Annotated in this window: 9 protein-coding genes; 5 read left to right on the top strand and 4 right to left on the bottom strand. The window is 66.6% G+C overall.

The window, feature by feature from the left end; all coding sequences use genetic code 11:
- Positions 1–21 precede the first annotated feature (21 nt).
- The 4 genes from plbH (at position 22) to FRC98_RS21185 (ending at position 8,211) form a co-directional block, all read left to right on the top strand.
- Positions 22–3,699: a PLuB system helicase-like protein gene (gene plbH / locus FRC98_RS00640; protein WP_230467133.1), complete on the top strand. Its 3,678-nt coding sequence runs from the start codon at positions 22–24 to the stop codon at positions 3,697–3,699.
- On the top strand, positions 3,696–4,961 hold the full coding sequence (gene plbQ / locus FRC98_RS00635) for a PLuB system PQQ-binding repeat protein (protein WP_146979377.1): 1,266 nt from the start codon (positions 3,696–3,698) through the stop codon (positions 4,959–4,961). Before plbH ends, plbQ begins: the two co-directional genes overlap by 4 nt.
- Positions 4,954–6,039 (top strand): myxosortase MrtP, encoded by a 1,086-nt coding sequence (gene mrtP, locus FRC98_RS00630; protein WP_146979376.1) that lies wholly within the window; start codon positions 4,954–4,956, stop codon positions 6,037–6,039. The genes plbQ and mrtP overlap by 8 nt, the downstream gene beginning before the upstream one ends.
- A gap of 105 nt (positions 6,040–6,144) precedes the next feature.
- On the top strand, positions 6,145–8,211 hold the full coding sequence (locus FRC98_RS21185) for a hypothetical protein (protein WP_230467132.1): 2,067 nt from the start codon (positions 6,145–6,147) through the stop codon (positions 8,209–8,211).
- Positions 8,212–8,335: 124 nt separating this feature from the next.
- Here the strand turns inward: FRC98_RS21185 and FRC98_RS00610 are convergent, their stop codons facing one another.
- From FRC98_RS00610 to FRC98_RS00595, 4 genes are all read right to left on the bottom strand, one after another.
- A complete protein-coding gene (locus FRC98_RS00610; protein ID WP_146979373.1) occupies positions 8,336–8,776 on the bottom strand; it encodes a ferritin-like domain-containing protein in 441 nt (146 codons plus the stop codon).
- 97 nt (positions 8,777–8,873) lie between these two features.
- Positions 8,874–11,003 (bottom strand): M48 family metallopeptidase, encoded by a 2,130-nt coding sequence (locus tag FRC98_RS00605; RefSeq protein ID WP_146979372.1) that lies wholly within the window; start codon positions 11,001–11,003, stop codon positions 8,874–8,876.
- 67 nt (positions 11,004–11,070) lie between these two features.
- Positions 11,071–11,673 (bottom strand): LemA family protein, encoded by a 603-nt coding sequence (locus FRC98_RS00600; protein WP_146979371.1) that lies wholly within the window; start codon positions 11,671–11,673, stop codon positions 11,071–11,073.
- A gap of 154 nt (positions 11,674–11,827) precedes the next feature.
- The gene (locus tag FRC98_RS00595) at positions 11,828–15,091 is read right to left on the bottom strand and encodes a CehA/McbA family metallohydrolase (RefSeq protein WP_146979370.1); all 3,264 of its coding nucleotides are present in this window, start codon (positions 15,089–15,091) and stop codon (positions 11,828–11,830) included.
- Between the two features lie 273 nt (positions 15,092–15,364).
- Between FRC98_RS00595 and FRC98_RS21180 the strand changes: the two genes are divergently transcribed.
- On the top strand, positions 15,365–16,372 hold the full coding sequence (locus FRC98_RS21180; protein WP_230467131.1) for a hypothetical protein: 1,008 nt from the start codon (positions 15,365–15,367) through the stop codon (positions 16,370–16,372).
- The last annotated feature ends 393 nt before the right edge of the window (positions 16,373–16,765 follow it).

Genomic DNA, 16,765 nt, shown 5'->3' with positions numbered 1-16,765 from the left:
CCGATGCAAGCGATGTGGCAGATGCACGAGTTTCCCGCGACCCTCCTCGACCAACCTCCCCGATGGGAGCTCCCCGATGGCCCGATGTGGCTTATCAACCCGGGCGAGGAGGGTGGCGAGTGCGTGGTCTGGCGTCATGCGGCGGCGGGAGGATTGCTGAAAGTCTCCGTCGCGTTGCGCCACGCCGCCGCGGCCCACCACCCCAGGCTCAACGCCCCTCAGCAGTGGTGGCTCCACGACAACTCTCTCTACCTCTGCGCCCCTTACCCGGGCGGAGAACCTCTGGCGTGCGCAGCGCTGGAGCGCCAGACCTTCTCGGCCGCTGTGGATGCGATCACGCCGCTGGCCCTCGCGCTTAAATCCGCCCACCGCCGCAGCATCGTGCACGGCGCGCTCGGCCCCGAGCGCATCTTTTATGACGCGGCCACCGGCCGCATCTCTGCGGTGGGCCTGGGCGAATGGGCCGCGCTGCCCGAGAGCGTCGCATCCCCCTCCCCACTCACCGACATTGAGGGCCTGGCGCGCGTGCTCCTCTTCTTAACCTTGCCTCATGACGAGGCGAAGGCGGCGCGCCCCAACTTCGAGACAATCCCCTCCTTTGCCATCGGTGCGCTCGAGCGCGCGATAAGCCCCGATTCGGCGCGCCGTCCCCAGACCATCGACGAGTTTTTGGCCGGGCTTCGCTTTCGCACCTCCGAGGGCTTTGACGCGCTGCCTCAGGCAAGCGACGCCGACGACAGCCCCGTCACCATCATCGGCGGGGTGGTCCGCGACCTCGACCACTTTGAACATCCCCGCCAGGGCCCCGGCCTGCGCTTTACGCTCGACCACGGCGAAGAGGGTTCCGTCGGCGTCTTCTTCTACGCCCGCCATCACAGCGAGGTGTACAACAGCGCCCGCAACCTCTGGGAGGGCGCGCGCCTCAACCTCATCGACGCCTCGCCACTGCACGACTCCCGCGGCCGCACCTTCCTGACCGCCGGCGCCAACACGCTACCGATCGTCGAGCCCTCCTGGCCCGTCTCGGTCAGCGACGTGCTCAAAGCCCAGGGCTGCCCCCAGCGCGTGCTCGTCGACGCGCGCGATCCCGGCGAGCTTACCCACCACCTGGCCTTCGGTAACCTCATCCACGGGATGCTCGAAGACCTCACCGCGCCTGAACCTCTGAGCTTCGAAAAATCTCTGGAGAGCCGCCTCCCAGATCTTCGTCTCGACCTGCTGGCCGCCGGCGTCGACGACGCCACCCTGGCCTCGCTCGAAGTTCAGGCCCGCACCCACTTTGATCATATGCGCCGGCTCACCGCCCCGCGCACCCGCAGCGCCTCAGGTCCCGGCGCCGCCCGCGTCGGCTGGAGCGGCCGCCATGTTGAGGCCACACGCTTCTCCTCGCGCTACGGCCTGGAGGGTCGCATCGATCTCGTCGTCGAAAACCCCGACGAAGGCGTGCAGATCATCGAGCTGAAAAGCGGCAAACCCTGGGACGATCACATCGGCCAGGTCCGCAGCTACGCCCTGCTCTGGGAGGAGCTGGCCCGCGCCGAGAACCTCCCGATGACCGGCCATCTCCTCTACTCGCGCGACGGCACCATGCGCCAGGCCGCCCTCGACGACATCGATCGCGAGCGCCGCATCCTCCACGCCCGCAACGACCTCGTGGCCCATTACAGAGCCCAGGTCGACCCGGCCTTCACCTACCGCGCGCCCTACTACATGGAGGAGCCTGCGCTCTGCCGCCAGGGCGCCTGCCGCTTCCGCCGCGACCGCTGCAAAGCCCAGTCTGAGCTGCTGGGCCTCGCTCCCCAGCCCGACTACGGCGTGTTTGCCTGGCCCTCCACCGACCCCGAACTCGTACGCCAGGCCCGCGCCTACCACGCCCACATGAGCCGCCTTGTGGCCATGGAGCGCTGGAGCGACCACGCCGCCCTGGGCGCCATCTTCGAGCCCCAGCGCCTCTCCGAGCGCGTTGAGGCCGGCCTGGCCTCGGCCGAGCTTTACCTGGAGCCGGTCGAAGACCACCCCGACCGCGCCCGCCTGCGTGGCAAAAACCTGCAGATCTTCTCCCCGGGCGATGCCCTGCTCATCCACCGCGGCGACGTCAACGCCTCCCATATTCTGCGCGGCCGCTGCCTCTCGGTCGACGACGACACCCTGGAGCTTCGCCTGCGCGCGGCGCACTTCCCCGACGCCCTCAGCGGCCCGGGCTACATCGCCGATCTTCCCCCCGCGCGCCTCGGCTACCGCAGCGCCCACCAGGCCCTCTACCGCGTGCTCCGCGAGCAACGACGCGATCTTCTCGAGGTCCTGGTCCGCCCCACCACGCCCGCCGCTCAAGCTGCGATGCGCGGCCAGGGCTCTACGCCCAACCTCCACCCGGCCACCTTCGACGCCCTCAACCCTCCCCAGCGCGACGCCATCGCCCACGCCCTCACAGCCCCCACCGGCGCCCTCATCCAGGGCCCCCCGGGCACCGGCAAGACCACCGTCATCGCCCACCTCACCCTCGAAGCTGCCGACCGCGACCAGCGCGTCCTCCTCGCCGCGCTCACCCACACCGCCGTCGACACGATGCTCATCAAGCTGCTCGAAGCCGGCGACCAGCGCGGACATCACCCCCGCTTTCTGCGCATCGGCTCCGCGGCCAAAAGCCCCCGCGTGGCCCGCGCGCTTGAGGCCCGCGGCCTCAACCCCGCAGACTACTTCGCCGACGATCTGGCCCACGCCCACGCCAGCCTCAACCGCCTGGGCGAAGCCGTCTCCCACGCCAGCATCATCGCCACCACCACTCACAGCGCCCTTCGCTCGCCGCTCATCGCTTTTATCGAGCGCCACCGCGCCCGCCCCGCCTTCGACGTCGCCATCGTCGACGAGGCCAGCCAACTCACCGAACCTCTGGCGCTCGGCCCCATCTCCCTGGCCCGCCGCTTCGTGCTGGTGGGCGACCACGCCCAGCTCCCGCCCATCGTCTCCAGCGAGCGCGCCCTCTCGGCCTTCATCACCGCCGATCACAGCCCCTTTAACCTGGGCGACGACCTGCTCAACGCCGGGCTGGCCGGCCTCGACCGCAGCCTCTTTGAGCGCCTGGCCTCGGTCGGCCTCCCGGTACACATGCTCCAGGTTCAGTACCGCATGAACCGCCCCATCATGAGCTTCCCCGCCGAGACCTTCTACGACGACAGACTCCAGGCCGCCCCCCAGGTCGAAGACCGACGCCTCCCCGAGGCCGACCTCAACCACCCCGCCCTGGCCAGCAACGAGCCCGTGGCCTTCCTCGACGTGCGCGGCACCGAAGACGCCCGCACCAACCTCGAGGAGGCCCGCGCTGTGCTTGAACTTCTCGGCGATCTCCTCCGCGGCGCCCCCACCCTCTCCGTCGGCGTGATCTCCCCCTTCCGCGCCCAGGTCCACCTTCTGCGCACCCTCGTCGCCGAAGAACTTTCCCTGCCCGAAGACACCTCCATCGACATCGACACCGTCGAGCGCTTCCAGGGCAGCGAGCGCGACGTCATCATCGCCAGCCTCGTCAAAAGCGATCGCCCCGGCGACTTTTTGAGCGACCCGCGTCGCCTCAACGTCACGTTGACCCGCGCGCGCCGCAAGCTGATCATCGTCGGGCACTCCGGCTGCCTCATCCAGGATCCCCTCTTTCGCCCCTGGCTTGAGCACCCCCACACCACCTGGCACACCTGGACCCGTCCATGAGCCCCACCACCCGCTCTTCGCCACACCCCCGGGCCGCTCGCACGCTCATACTGAGCCTGAGCGCCGCGCTGACCCTCCTGGCCTGCGACGCCCCGACCGATACGCAGCCAAAGTCGGCCACGTCCGAAACGAGCGCCGAACCCCGGATCCCACAGATCACCTGGGCGCCCCCCGAGCCCATCGACCTCCAGGATCCCGACGCGCTGCCCATGCACGCCACCGACGTCGGCCAGCCCACCCTCTACCCCCGCTGCCACGAGCTCTTTGAGCCTGAGGGTTCCCCGCGCGCCTGGCCCCTCGACCACGACGAGGCCGACGCCACCCTCTTCGGCTGTGAGCCCGAAGCCTCGCTGACGCTGAACGAACCTGCGCTGCGCCTGGTCGCCTACAGCCTCCCGCGCCCCGCAGACTCCCGCGCCACCGATCTTCGCCTGGTCGCCTACGATGAGGCCGGCGAACTTCTCTGGCACCAGCGCATCGACCGCCAGCACCAGGGCGACAACTTCACTGCCAACTTCCGCGGCTCCTTTCTGACCCGCGTCGACCAGCAATTCATCTGCGCCGGCACCCGCTGGCAGGGCGGCACCCAGGCCCTCTGCGCCCGCCAGGACTCCGGCGAAGTCATCTTCGACGGCACCATGAACTTCTGGTCGGGCATCGATCTGGTCGGTGTGGGCCCCGCCCTTGTCGGCGCCGACATCAACGGCCTGACGCTGCGCTACCCCTTCACCGGCGTGGAGATGCGCCACCGCGCCTTCGGCCAGCGCGGCGGTCGCACCGCCTTCTACGCCTCCAGCCCCACCCACGTCTTCTTCGTGCCGGCCGACGGCGAACCGGTCTTGAGCGCGTGGAATCTAGAGACGCTGGAGGTCGACTGGCAGCTCCAGCTCCCGGGCAAGCCTCAGTCCAACTCCGGCCAGACCTTCCCCGCGCTCGGACTTCTTATCTTTAAGATCGACGACACCCTCTACGCCCTCAACACCGCCGACGGCGCACAAAAGTTTGCCCTGAACGTCGGCGTCGACAACCCCTCCCTGGCCACCACCGACGACGCGCTGCTGGTACTCCTGCGCCGCAGCGACGCCCCGCCGCTCCTCACCGCCCTCAACCCCCGGGAGGGCGTCGCCACCTGGTCCGCACTCGCCCCACGCGGCGCCCTGGACGTAGGCACCGACGGCTCGCGCATCTTCACCCGGAGCGTGCGCGCCCTGCGCGAGATCACCCTCAAGAAACCCGCCCCCCAGGCCGGCACCGATGACTGAGCCCGGCGGAAAACCTCGCTGGCGCGAGCCGCTGGGCGTCTTTGCTCTGGCGCTCGGCGCGATCATCGCGCTGAGCCTCCTCAGCCCCCTTGTCCCCCTACTGGCGCAGAACCTCGTGGCCATCGTCGGCCTCGTCTTCTTCGCTCTTGCGCATCTCGCAATTCGCCGCATCGGCGCATCCCCGGCCGACTTCGGCATCGATCTCGATCGCCTCCCCCGGCGCCAGATCCTCTTCGGCCTGGGCGTCAGCGCCATCGTCTTTCCCCTCTTCGCCCTGGGAAACCACCTCTGGGAGCGCCACGCGCTCGAGCGCGACTTCCACCCCTCCCTTCATAACCTGCGCCAGTGGTCACCCTCCCTGGAGCTTCGCCCCCCCGAACTTCAGCAAGACGGCGCCCGCGTCTGGCTCCAGCGCCGCACCCTCTTTGTGGAAGTCGCCCACCTCACCCCGGACACCTCACCTCCCACGCTGATCGCACGGGCCGACCACCCCACCCACTGGCAGACCGTCGGCTCCGGCAGCCTCCGCCCCACCGACGATGATCGCCACACCTGGGAGCTCACCCCCACAGCCCCGCTCTCCCGCTTCTCCCTTCCCCCCCTCGACCCACACGCCCGCCCGCAAACCCTCACTTCCATAGAACTCTCCCTCAACGGCGCCCCCATCACCTCCGCGCTCCAAAACGTCGACGCCGGCCAGCCCCTCAGACTCAAACGCGGCTTAAGCTGGCTTCTGCTCTGGGCCCTCACCCACCTCCTCCTCGTCGCCCTCCCCGAAGAAGTCTTCTACCGCGGCTACCTCCAGACTCGCCTGGCCCAACGCCTGCGCGATGAACACGACCAGCCTCGCCAGTTCTTAGGCCTCTCTCTGGCCAACTGGCTCACCAGCGCCCTCTTCGCCCTGGGCCACCTGCTCGTCCCCGTCGGCGGCGCCATTATCGCCTCGCGCGCTGCGGTCTTTTTTCCCTCGCTCATCTTCGGCTGGATGCGCGAGCGCTCCGGCTCGATCATCGCCCCCACCATCTTCCACGCCTGCGCCAACATGATGGTCCTCATCGTCTCAGTCCATTACTTCTGACACCGCCGCGCGCAGGCCACCTTGCGCGCGCTTTGACCTTGGTGGCACACTCCCGCCCACCTCGATGGTAGCGCCACAATCAACCTCCTCTCTCCCCGCGCTGGTATGGCTCAACTGACCGAAGACGCTCACCGACGCCTCGACATTCTGCGACGCACGCGCATGGGCCTCGACGACGACCTCGACGATCTTCGCGCCGAGCTGGCCGACGCCCTCGCAGACTTCGAGGGGCGCCTCTCCCGCACCTGCCGCCACATCCCCCTCTGGCTCGCGCTGCCTGCCGCCGAGCTGCGCGCCCCCTTTAAGCTCGCCAGCCCCGACGCGCTGACCGGCACCCTGATCGGCCCCCGCGCCACCGCCGTGACCGCCGCCGAGATCGAAAACTTCATCCACACCTGGTTCCCCGATCAGGCCGGCGATCTCGCCAGCCACGTCCCCGAGCACATCGCCGAGACCCTCGCCAGCCTCAATGACCTCATCGCCAACGCCCGCCAGGCCACCCACGCCCTGGCCGACGAAGGTCCCCTGGCTCTCGAGCGCCTCCTCGAAGCCATCGTCTTCGACCTCGAGAGCCGCCGCGAAGCCGACGTCGAAGCCCTCGAATCCATGATCTCCGAAGGCGACATCGACCGCGGACGCGCCGCCCAGGCCGAGATCGCCGAACTCTGGGAAGATCAACGCCGCCGCGTCAACGAACTCCAGAGCGTCTGGGACGATCTCCTCATCCTGCACCGCGAAGGCATCGACAGCACCCTCGCCGGCCTCACCGAACTCAACGACCTCTGCGCCCGCGCCCGCGAGGGCCTCATCGGCGCCGGCCTCCTAAACGACGCCACCTCTCCCTCGCCCCAACAAGAGACTCACAACGCCCCTCCCACCCCCGACCCCCAACACGAGGACGAGGACGAGCACGAGGACCAACACGAGCACGAGATCGAGCACGAGCACGAGCACGAGTACCAGCACGAGGACCAGTACCAGCACGAGGACGAGGACCAGCACGAGGACGAGGACCAGCACCAGCACGAGGACCAGTACCAGCACGAGCACGAGCACGAGATCGAGCACGAGGACGAGGACCAGCACCAGCACGAGGACCAGTACCAGCACGAGGACGAGCACGAGGACCAGTACCAGCACGAGGACCAGCACCAACACGAGATCGAGATCGAGAACCAGATCGGGATCGAGCCCGAGATCGAGAACCAGATCGAGCCCGAGACCGAGATCGAGAACCAGATCGAGATCGAGCCCGAGATCGAGACCGAGAACGAGCACAAGATCGATCTCCCCGGCCCCACCGCCCCCATGATCGACGAGGTCGTCACCCAACTGCTCTCCCACGACGATGACGCGACACCGGTCGACCTCGCCACACCCACCGCCGTCGACGACGCCCCCCCGCAAGCCCCGGAACCCGACGCCACCGAAGAACTTGACGCCACCGACGAACCTGACGCCACCGACGAACCCGACGCCACCGAAGACCCCGAAGAATCCCCCGAGATTGAAGAGTCCCCCTCCATCTTCGAAGACTCCGCCGCCCCCAGCCGCCCCCCCGAAGATCGCGTGCGCGTGCGCTGCTACCGCATCCGCGAGGGCTGGCAGATCCTCACCGGCTCAGAAATCGCCGCCACCCTTGGCCCCCCCGGCATCTTCGTCGGCGGGCTCGCCATCCTCTGCGTCCTCGCCATCTTTGACCTCACCGAAAACCCGCTGCACGTCCACCCCTGGGCCCAGCCCGCCGCCTTCGCCGCCCTGGGGCTCATGGCACTTCTGCCCCTGGTCCGCCGCTGGCGCCCGATGTGGCACGGCGCGCGCTTGCGAATCATCGCCCGCGGCGAAGTTGAGGAAGAGGCCGACCTCCGCGCCACCGACGCGCGCCTCATCCTCGACCGCACCTCCTGGCCCATCACCGACCTGCGCAACGTGGAGCTCAACCGCTGGGAGTCCCCCGAAGATCTCACCCTGGGCTGGGTTCTCACCATCGACCCGCCCTACCACGCTCCGGTCCACCTGATGACCTTCGACCCGGAGCCCGAGGTCTGGCGCGCCTCCCGCGTCCCCCGCATCGAATGCCCCGATGACGCCTGGCAACTTCCCCCGGCCGAGTTCGACGCCATTCACACAACGCTGCTCGAGCATCGCCCGCAGACCTCCGCGGCCTCCTGATTCTCCGGCTTCATCTCCCGGCACATACACACCGCCATCAAAAAAAGCGCCGCCGGCATTTTAGCCGGCGGCGCTTCTTTGATCTTAGCCTCGCACGCCTTCGCGCGCGACACTCACGTCCGGCTCACTCGCCCCACTGACCGCGCAGGATCTTCTCGGTCTCTTCTTTGTGGCGCGTCTCATCGGCGATCATCCCGTCGAGCGTCGACGCCAGACCGTAATCCCCGTACGCCTCAGCCTGCTTCATGCGCTTGACGTAGCGCTTGACCGTCTCGGTCTCGGCCTTGACCACATTCTCCAGCATCTCGCGCGGGTCGGTGGTGTACTTCACCTCCGACGGTCGCGTCACCGGAGTACCGCCCAGCGCGGTGATCTTATCGGCCAGAAACTTCGCGTGCTCGAGCTCATCGGCGACCTCTTCTAAAAAAAAGGCCTGCAGCTCTTTGCGGTGAATACCGCTCACCGCCGCCGCATACGTGTTGTACATGATGATGGCCTGATACTCATGGGCCAGGTCTTCGTTGAGTCCTTCCAGAATCGTGGCTTTATCAATGGTCTCGCTCATAACAACTCCCTGGTGTTCTTGTGTGTACGAATCAAACGGACAAGCGCGAACCTAAGCAGCAAGTTCCACAAATCAACCCACTCACCACACCGACGCCTCACACGCGTCGCGTCGCCTCCGGAACCAGCGGCGGCAAGGGCAGGTCGAGCACGTCGCAGACCGCCCGCAACATCTCCACCTCCTCCACCGTCACGCGCCCATCCCCCAGCACGCAAAACGCCGCGGCGTTGATCACATGCCGCTTGATCTGCAGCGACGCCTGCGCAAAGCGGTCGAGCACCGCGCCCACCTGCTGCAGATTCACCGGCCTCTCGATGAACTGCACGTCTCCCATAAACGCCGGCGGCAACGCCGAGCGTCCCGCATCAAACGCAGCCCGCGCCTCACTCAAATGCTCATGGCCCATGATCGCCAGCGCACTCAGCAAGAGCTGCAACTCCGGCAACATCGCCCGCATCGCCACAAACTGCGTCGAGCGCCGCCCCGGACGCCCCAGCGCCACCTCCAGGCGATGCATCAACACCTTCTGCACCACAAACTCAAACAGGCTCACCCGGTCGTCGGCATAAATAAGCCCGCCGACCAGCTCCCTAAACGTCCCGTACTGCGCCGGCGTCATCCGCCTCAACGTCGGAAACAACAGGTCCACCAGCGGCAGCCGAAACTCCGCATCCAGCCCTTTCACATGCTCCCAGAGTCTGCGCACCTCCCGAAGCATCGCCTCAGAGGTCTGGGCGTGAAGAAGCTCGATCTGCGGGCGCCGTCCCTCTTCGCGATCGTCCATCAAGAGCGCAAACACCAGCGCACTCGCCCCCATCACGTCACTTCGCGCCTCCATGATCGCACGCGGCAACTCCCCCAGCAGTGATGAGCAGTACACCAGCCGCTCCGGGCTGGGGTTGCCGATAAGATCCACGATCTCCTCGGCCCCAACCGAGTAGTTCAGATCACGCGACTGCCCGCTCCAGTCGTTGCCCCCGCCCGAGCCCTGCGACTGCGTCCCCAGGCTTGCGCCAGACACCGCCGAGGACTCCCCGGCCCACGCCGCCGCCATCATCATCGCTCCGCTCGACGCAGCAGCACTCGCCGCCCCCCCTGATCCGCCACCCGCCATCGCAAGGCCCGCCCGGGCCTGCCCGCGCTCCAGCTGCGCCTGGATCGCCTCCAGCTGCGACGCATCATATCCCGGATCCCACTTCCGAATCCGCTCCTCCAGCGGCGGGTGCGACTCAAACCACCCGGTCATCGTCATCGTAAACCGCTTGCTCACCGGCCCAAAGCACATATGGCTGACCTCTTCGGCATGCGGAGAGAAAAGCCCCGAGCCCGCCTGGTGCGCCGCGATCTTCTTCAACGCCCCCGCAAGCCCCGCCGGGTTGCGCGTAAACTGCACCGCCGCCGCATCCGCCAGATACTCCCGCTGGCGCGACACCGCACTCTTGATCAACCGCCCGAACATCACCCCCAGCCAACCTCCGATCGCCAGCACCAGCCCCACCCCACCGATGAGCAGAATCGCTCCTCCTCCATTCTTACTGCTTCGCCGATTTCCCCCCCGCCAGATCATCTCCAGCATGCCTCGCCCCGCGATCGAGATCAGCAAAATCCCGTGCACCACGCCGATCAGCCGGATGTTCAGCCGCATATCCCCGTTGAGAATGTGCGAAAACTCGTGCGCAATCACCGCCTGCAACTCATCGCGCGTCAACGCCTCCAGCGCCCCCTGCGTCACGGCCACCGCCGCGTCGTTGATCGTGTAGCCGGCCGCAAACGCGTTGATCCCCACCTCATCCGGCAGCACATAGACCAGCGGTACCGCAAGCCCCGAGGCCAGCGACATCTCCTCGACCACATTATAAAGCCGCCGACGCAGCGGGTCCTCGCTGCGTGCGTCCACCTCCACCCCGCCCAGCTCCAACGCCACGCTGCTCCCGCCCGCACCCAGCTGCGAGACCTTATAATAACTCCCCAGCCCCACCACCAACGCCGTCACCAAAAACGCAAACCCCACCAGCCGCCACTGAAAATAATCCAGCACGTCGGTGGCCACATAACGCCCGTCGACCATCACCATCTCGGTCTCAAAGCGCCCCCCCGTGATATGAAAATCCACCAGGTAGACCGGCAGATACATCACTGCCGTCAACGCGATGACGGCCATCGCAAAGAGCACGATCAAATAGGTCGTGTTGCGCCGGGCCGAATCCTGCTGCTCAAAAAAGTCCATCGTTGACCACCCGCACCGCGTCCGTCATCGCCTGCATCTCACGTCATCAACCTCCCCCCGGCCTCACTCAGCCAAAGCTGACGCGCACCGCCTCACGCTCCGTCGGATTCTGAATCTCAAAGAGCATTGCCGGCTGAAAGCCCAGCGTCGGCGCAAAGAGCACCGCCGGAAAACTCTCCCGCGCCGTGTTATACGTCGTCACCGCGTCGTTAAACGCCTGACGCGCAAACGCGATCCGGTTCTCCGTCGAGGTCAACTCCTCCATCAACCCGCTCATCGTCTTGTCGCTTTTAAGCTCCGGATACGCCTCCGAGAGCGCAAAGAGCTTACCCAGCGACCCGGTCAACGCCGCCTCGGCTCCCATCAACCCCTGAATCGCCTGCGCATCACCCGGGTTCTGTGCGGCGCGCTGGTTGGCCGACTGCGCCGCATTACGCGCCTGAATCACCGCCTCCAACGTCTCGCGCTCATGCGCCATAAAGGACTTCGCCGTCTCCACCAGGTTGGGAATCAGGTCGTAGCGACGCTTCAGCTGCACATCGATCTGCGAGAACGCATTGCGAAAGCGATTCCGCAGCGTCACCAGCTTGTTGTAAATCCCCACCCCGAAGACCACCAGAACGACGAGTCCCAGAAAGATTACGCCCACTACCGTCAACACTGCGGCCATCTCAACCTCCAACGTGCCTTGAGCACGAGTCTATGATCACGGGCGTCCGCACTGCGGATAGGCCCACCTTTTCGCCATCATTTCCAAACGATGATGCGCTCGAAACTAGCGCCGAGGCCCGCCAGATGTCAACGAATCCCCCTGGCGAACCCTCTCAATGCGCATGCCCCCCCTCACCATCGTGGTGATGGTCATGACCCGCCTTGTGGGCATGCCCGTGCTCGTGATGATGCCCGTGCACATGCGCCGCCTCCTCCCCGCCGTGGCTGCAACTCAACGCTTCGATCAGCCCCGAAAGATGCTCCGCGCGTAGCGCCTCGCCAGGCCGAATCACAGGCTCCCTCAACCCCGAGCGCCGCTGGCTCACGTCCTCCCCGCTGACCCGCGCTTCCAGCAGCGCCTGACGATACGCCTCCAACGGAGGGTTATCATAGCCGCCCCCATCGGCATCCAGGAACACCGGGTTGGAAAACGCCATCGGCTTCACCGAACTCGCCAGCACCGGCACCATCGATCGCCCGTTCACCCCGCGCGCAACCACCACCACATAGCTGTCTTGCGCAACCTCCAGTTCAACCTCCACGACCTGCCGCCAGCGATAATGCGCCTGAGTCCCCTGCGCCACCAACTCCCGATGCGCACCCTCATCCCACACCACATCCACCTGCTGCGTCGGCGCCAGCACCTCCTCCACCGCCTCCCCGGGCTCTCCCACCAGCCCCTCTCCCGGCACATTGATATAAAGATCCAGCCGATCCACATCGATCCAGTCGGTCAGCTGCAGGTCCACCTTCAGCGTCACTTCCCCGGACGTGGCATCCAGCACATCGCCCGGCCCCGCGACCTCCTGATCCGCACTCACAATCTCCACCTTCATAAAGGGACCGGTCGTCCCCACCACCGCCCCATCTTTGATGCGCTCTACCAGGTGGTCGATCACCATCGTCTGCGCGTTATCCTTCCCCTCATCCACCATCACAAAGCTGCGCGGGCTGGCCGCCAGGCTCCCGTACACCCCGTGGGTATCACTCACCGCCGTCGCCGTAGGTGAAAACCCGCGCCCGACCATGGCCAGCCACCAGCGCATCGAGCTCCAGAAGTCACCTTCACTAAACCCGTTGAGCACCTCGATCGCATCAAAGTCATCGGTCCACAGCCCGGTGTCTCCGCTGACCTCATCCACAAAGGCATCGGTCATTCGTCGAGCCGCCGGGTCCGCAAAACTCTGCCCGGTGATCACGTCCGCCTCCAAAAGGCCGATCGCCCCCATCGGCTTTCTCGGGTGGTTGAGCTGAATGACCTGCTCTCCAGGATGCTCCCTCGTGCGATCCACGACCTCCTGCAGCGTCAGATGCAGCCCACCATCATTACTCCAGTCCAGCGGCCCGCCCCGCCGCGCCCCCGCGTCGCGCCGCAGCGGAAACGCGTTGATATGCCCCAGGTTCGACGTGGTGATCTCGCTTCCCACCACGCTCGCGATCTGCGCCTGCGCCCCCAACCTCACAATCGCCGCGCCAAAGTCACTGATCGCGTCGTGATCACTGCTCACCATCACGTCGAGCCCCCCCGACATAAAGTCCAACACCCGCTGCTCCTCCGAAACATTGGAGTCCGGCGAATACATCGCGTGAATATGAAAATCCGCGCTCAGCGCACCGGTGGTGTCGATGACCTCGGCGATCTCCGCCTCCACCATAACCTCCTCGCCAGCGCTCACGCTCACAACCTCCCCCCCCGTTAACGTCGCATCCGGCGGCCACACCGACCAGGTCATCCCCCGATTCACGCTCACCCGGTAGTCGCCCGGCGCCATCTTCAACGTCGCCTCCCCGCTCACGCCCAGCTCCTCAATGCGCAACCACCCGTAAGGCGGAGCAAGGCCCGCGTCGCGCTCCCGGCTGTCTTCGCGCTTATCACCACAGCCATTCACACACGCGATCACCACGCGCGCCGGCACAGGCTCCCCGGCGGCGTCCCTCACCTGAACCGACATCACACCCGGCTCGGTCAACGCCACATCCCCCAGGGCCACATCCTCACTGCCCACCTCCACGTCCGTCACGCGGGTGAGCACACCCTCCTCCCGAAAGCGCAGCTCCCAGCTCCCCTGCGGCACATCAAACCCGAACGCCCCATCGGCGTCGGTCCACCCTGCCACAAAGGTACGCTCCCCCTCGCGCAGCGCACTCACCTTCACGCCTTCCACCCCCTCCCCCTGAGCGTCCACCACTCGCCCGCCCACCCTGGAAGTGCTCAGCGCCATAGCCTCAAAAATGACGTCGGTCGCCGAACTCACCTGCCCATCGCCCGGGTAGAGCCGGTACCCCACCGTCGTCACCGCCCCGGGCTCAATCGCCTGATAGCCCCGCGTCTCAGGCCAGCGCGATCGCGGCGCCGCCAGCGTCTGCAACACGTCGGTCGCCCCGTGGAGAAGCCCCGCCGCCCCGCTCACCGCAAGCATTCCCGCGCCCACCGGCATCCCCTCACGCTCCATATACTCCCAGGCGTCGGGAACCACCGCGTACCCGCCCCGGCGATTAAAATACCCCAGGTAACTCACCGGGTCCGCGCTCAGACTATCGCTCCCCAGTGAGCGATACCCCCACCCCTTCGGCCCGCCCAACGGATTGAAGTAGCTTCCCGTCGACCCCGACAACACCAGATGCGCCGCCACCACGTACTCCGCCGCCGCCCCCTCATTGCGCATCGCCGTAAGCACCCGCAACGACCGACTCTCAGGCGTCAACGCGTAATACACCGTCACCGTCAACGGCAGCTCCCGCACCGGATCGAAATCCAACGCGTCGAGCAACCCCGGCGCAAACTCATCGACCATCGAGCTCACGTTCAAAAAGTCCAGCGGCACAGGCCTCCCCGTCACCGCCACCACAGCTCGCCCCTCCGCCCCATCTTCCAACACCTCCACAAGCTCCGGCCGAAAGGTCTGCCCGATGTTCAGCAAAAAGCAGATCTCCCCCAGTACGCTCTCCGCCCCCTCTTCCGCACCACTCACCGCAATCGGGTTCCCATCCCAGGAGCAAGGCCCGACCACCCGCTCCCCAAAGCCTATCTGGTAGCGCCCAAAAGCGTTCTCCAGGATCCAGTCCCCCACCAACCCCTGGGCAACCTCCCCGTCAATGCTCTTCTCCGGGCTCTGCACCTGAACCGCCCGCACAAAGCCCTCCCCCGGCGCCTCCAGCAGCGCATCAACGTCGATCTCCGCCCGCTCCAGCCCCTCCCCACCGGCATCCACATCGCCTCCCCCGCCCACGTCTCCCGCATCCGGCTCCCCGACCGTGGCGTCAGGCTCCCCCTCCCCATCAATCACCTCCGGATCGCTGCACCCCACCGTCAGCGCCGCCGTCAACGCCAGCCCTACCAACGCCCCACCCATCCCCGACACCTTCCACATACCCATCGCTTTGCCTTTTCGCTCATCAGCCCCTCGCATACGCGCCAGAGCTATGGTCCTATCGTCAAACGCCCCGCACCTCCGAGCCACACCGGAGCGTGATCGCAACGCGCTACCCTTTCGCCTTCTCGATCCCGGCCCGCACGCCGAAACGCCCTGCCAGACCGGACACCACCCACCAAATCGTCACCGCATTGTAACGCAATGTCACCCTCCCTGCCGAGTCCCCACGCCTTTCGCCCACAATCCTCCTTCCACCCCTCACCCCACCTCGCCATCATGCCCTCCCCCACCCTGCGCATCTGGTCCGAACACCTCCCCCTGGCCGAGCTCGCAAGCCCTCCCCTGCTCGGCCTGCTCGCCAGACACCGCATCCACCCCATCGCCGCGCTACGCCCCGACGCCGACCTCCACCTGGCCGCCACATACATCCAACGCGCCCGCGCGCTGGAGCTGCAGCCCGGCATCTGGCCCCTGCTTAGCCCCGAGCAGGGCTACTGGCCCAACGCCTCCACCCTCCCCACCTTCGCGCCCTACACCCGCGACCTTATCACCGAACTCCAGGCCCGCGACGCCCTCCCTGCCCTCGTCGCCATCGACCTTGAACCTCCCCTCGACACCCTCAAACGCCTCCACGAGCGCGTGCTCCGCCCCTTCGTCCCAATACCTCCCTCGCCAGACGCACCGCACCCGCGTCCGGCCCCAGACCTTCTCGCCGCGCGCACCCTCCTCAACGAACTCACCGCGGAGCTCCACCGCCTTAACATCCCCACCCTGGGCATCACCCTGCCCACCGCCGCCCACGACCTGCGCGACGGCCAGAACCTCTGGCAACGCATCGCCCGCACCCCCTGGATGCACGTCGACTGGCAGCTGGCCGGCATCATGACCTACGGCTCCATGCTCTCCGGCTACTCCCGTGGCCTCCTCTCCCCGGCCGACGCCCGCTACATCCACTGGCGCCTGCTCCGTCACCTTTACCGCCACTTCGGCTCGCGCGCCCACGCCTCCATTGGCCTCACCGGCACCGGCGTGCTGGGCGATGAGCCCGCCTACACCTCCCCCACCGATCTCGCGCTCGACCTCGGCGCCACCCTCCACGCCGGCGTCCACGATGTCGCCATCTTCTGCCTCGAAGGCATCCTCCGCGACCCCAACCCCGAGCGCTGGTTCACCGCCCTCTCCCACGCGCCACCCGCGCCCCCCGCCTCCACCACCCGCACACGCGCCCTCCAGGCGCTGGCCGCCGCCACACGCTCGCTCCTCCTCACGACACTGCCCCGTTAAGAGCATTCCCCCCTCAAAAACCCCACCCACTCGCTCTTTCGAGATGATAGACGCCTCGAAAACGCCACAGACCTACCCTTTTAGGATGAATTACCCCTCCCCGACCTCACCCTTCTACCCTTTTAGGATGAATTACCCCTCAGAAACCTCGGTCACCGAGACTTTGGTGGGGTCAAGTGACCCCGAATCTCTCGGTCACCGAGAGTTTTGAGTCGCTCAACCCCTCAAATCTCTCGATGACCGAGGTTTTCGTGAGGTCAAGTGACCCCGAATGTCTCGGTCACCGAGACTTTTGAGTCACTCAACCCCTCGGATCTCTCGTCGACCGAGGTTTTCGAGGCGCTCAACCCCTCCACATCCTCGCCAGCCGGCTTCGCTCATCGCCTCACCTCC

This window comes from Lujinxingia vulgaris (genome assembly GCF_007997015.1).
Classification (GTDB): Bacteria; Myxococcota_A; Bradymonadia; order Bradymonadales; family Bradymonadaceae; genus Lujinxingia; species Lujinxingia vulgaris.
The sequence above is the reverse complement of the archived record's forward strand: the minus strand, read 5'-3'. Positions and strand labels throughout refer to the sequence as shown.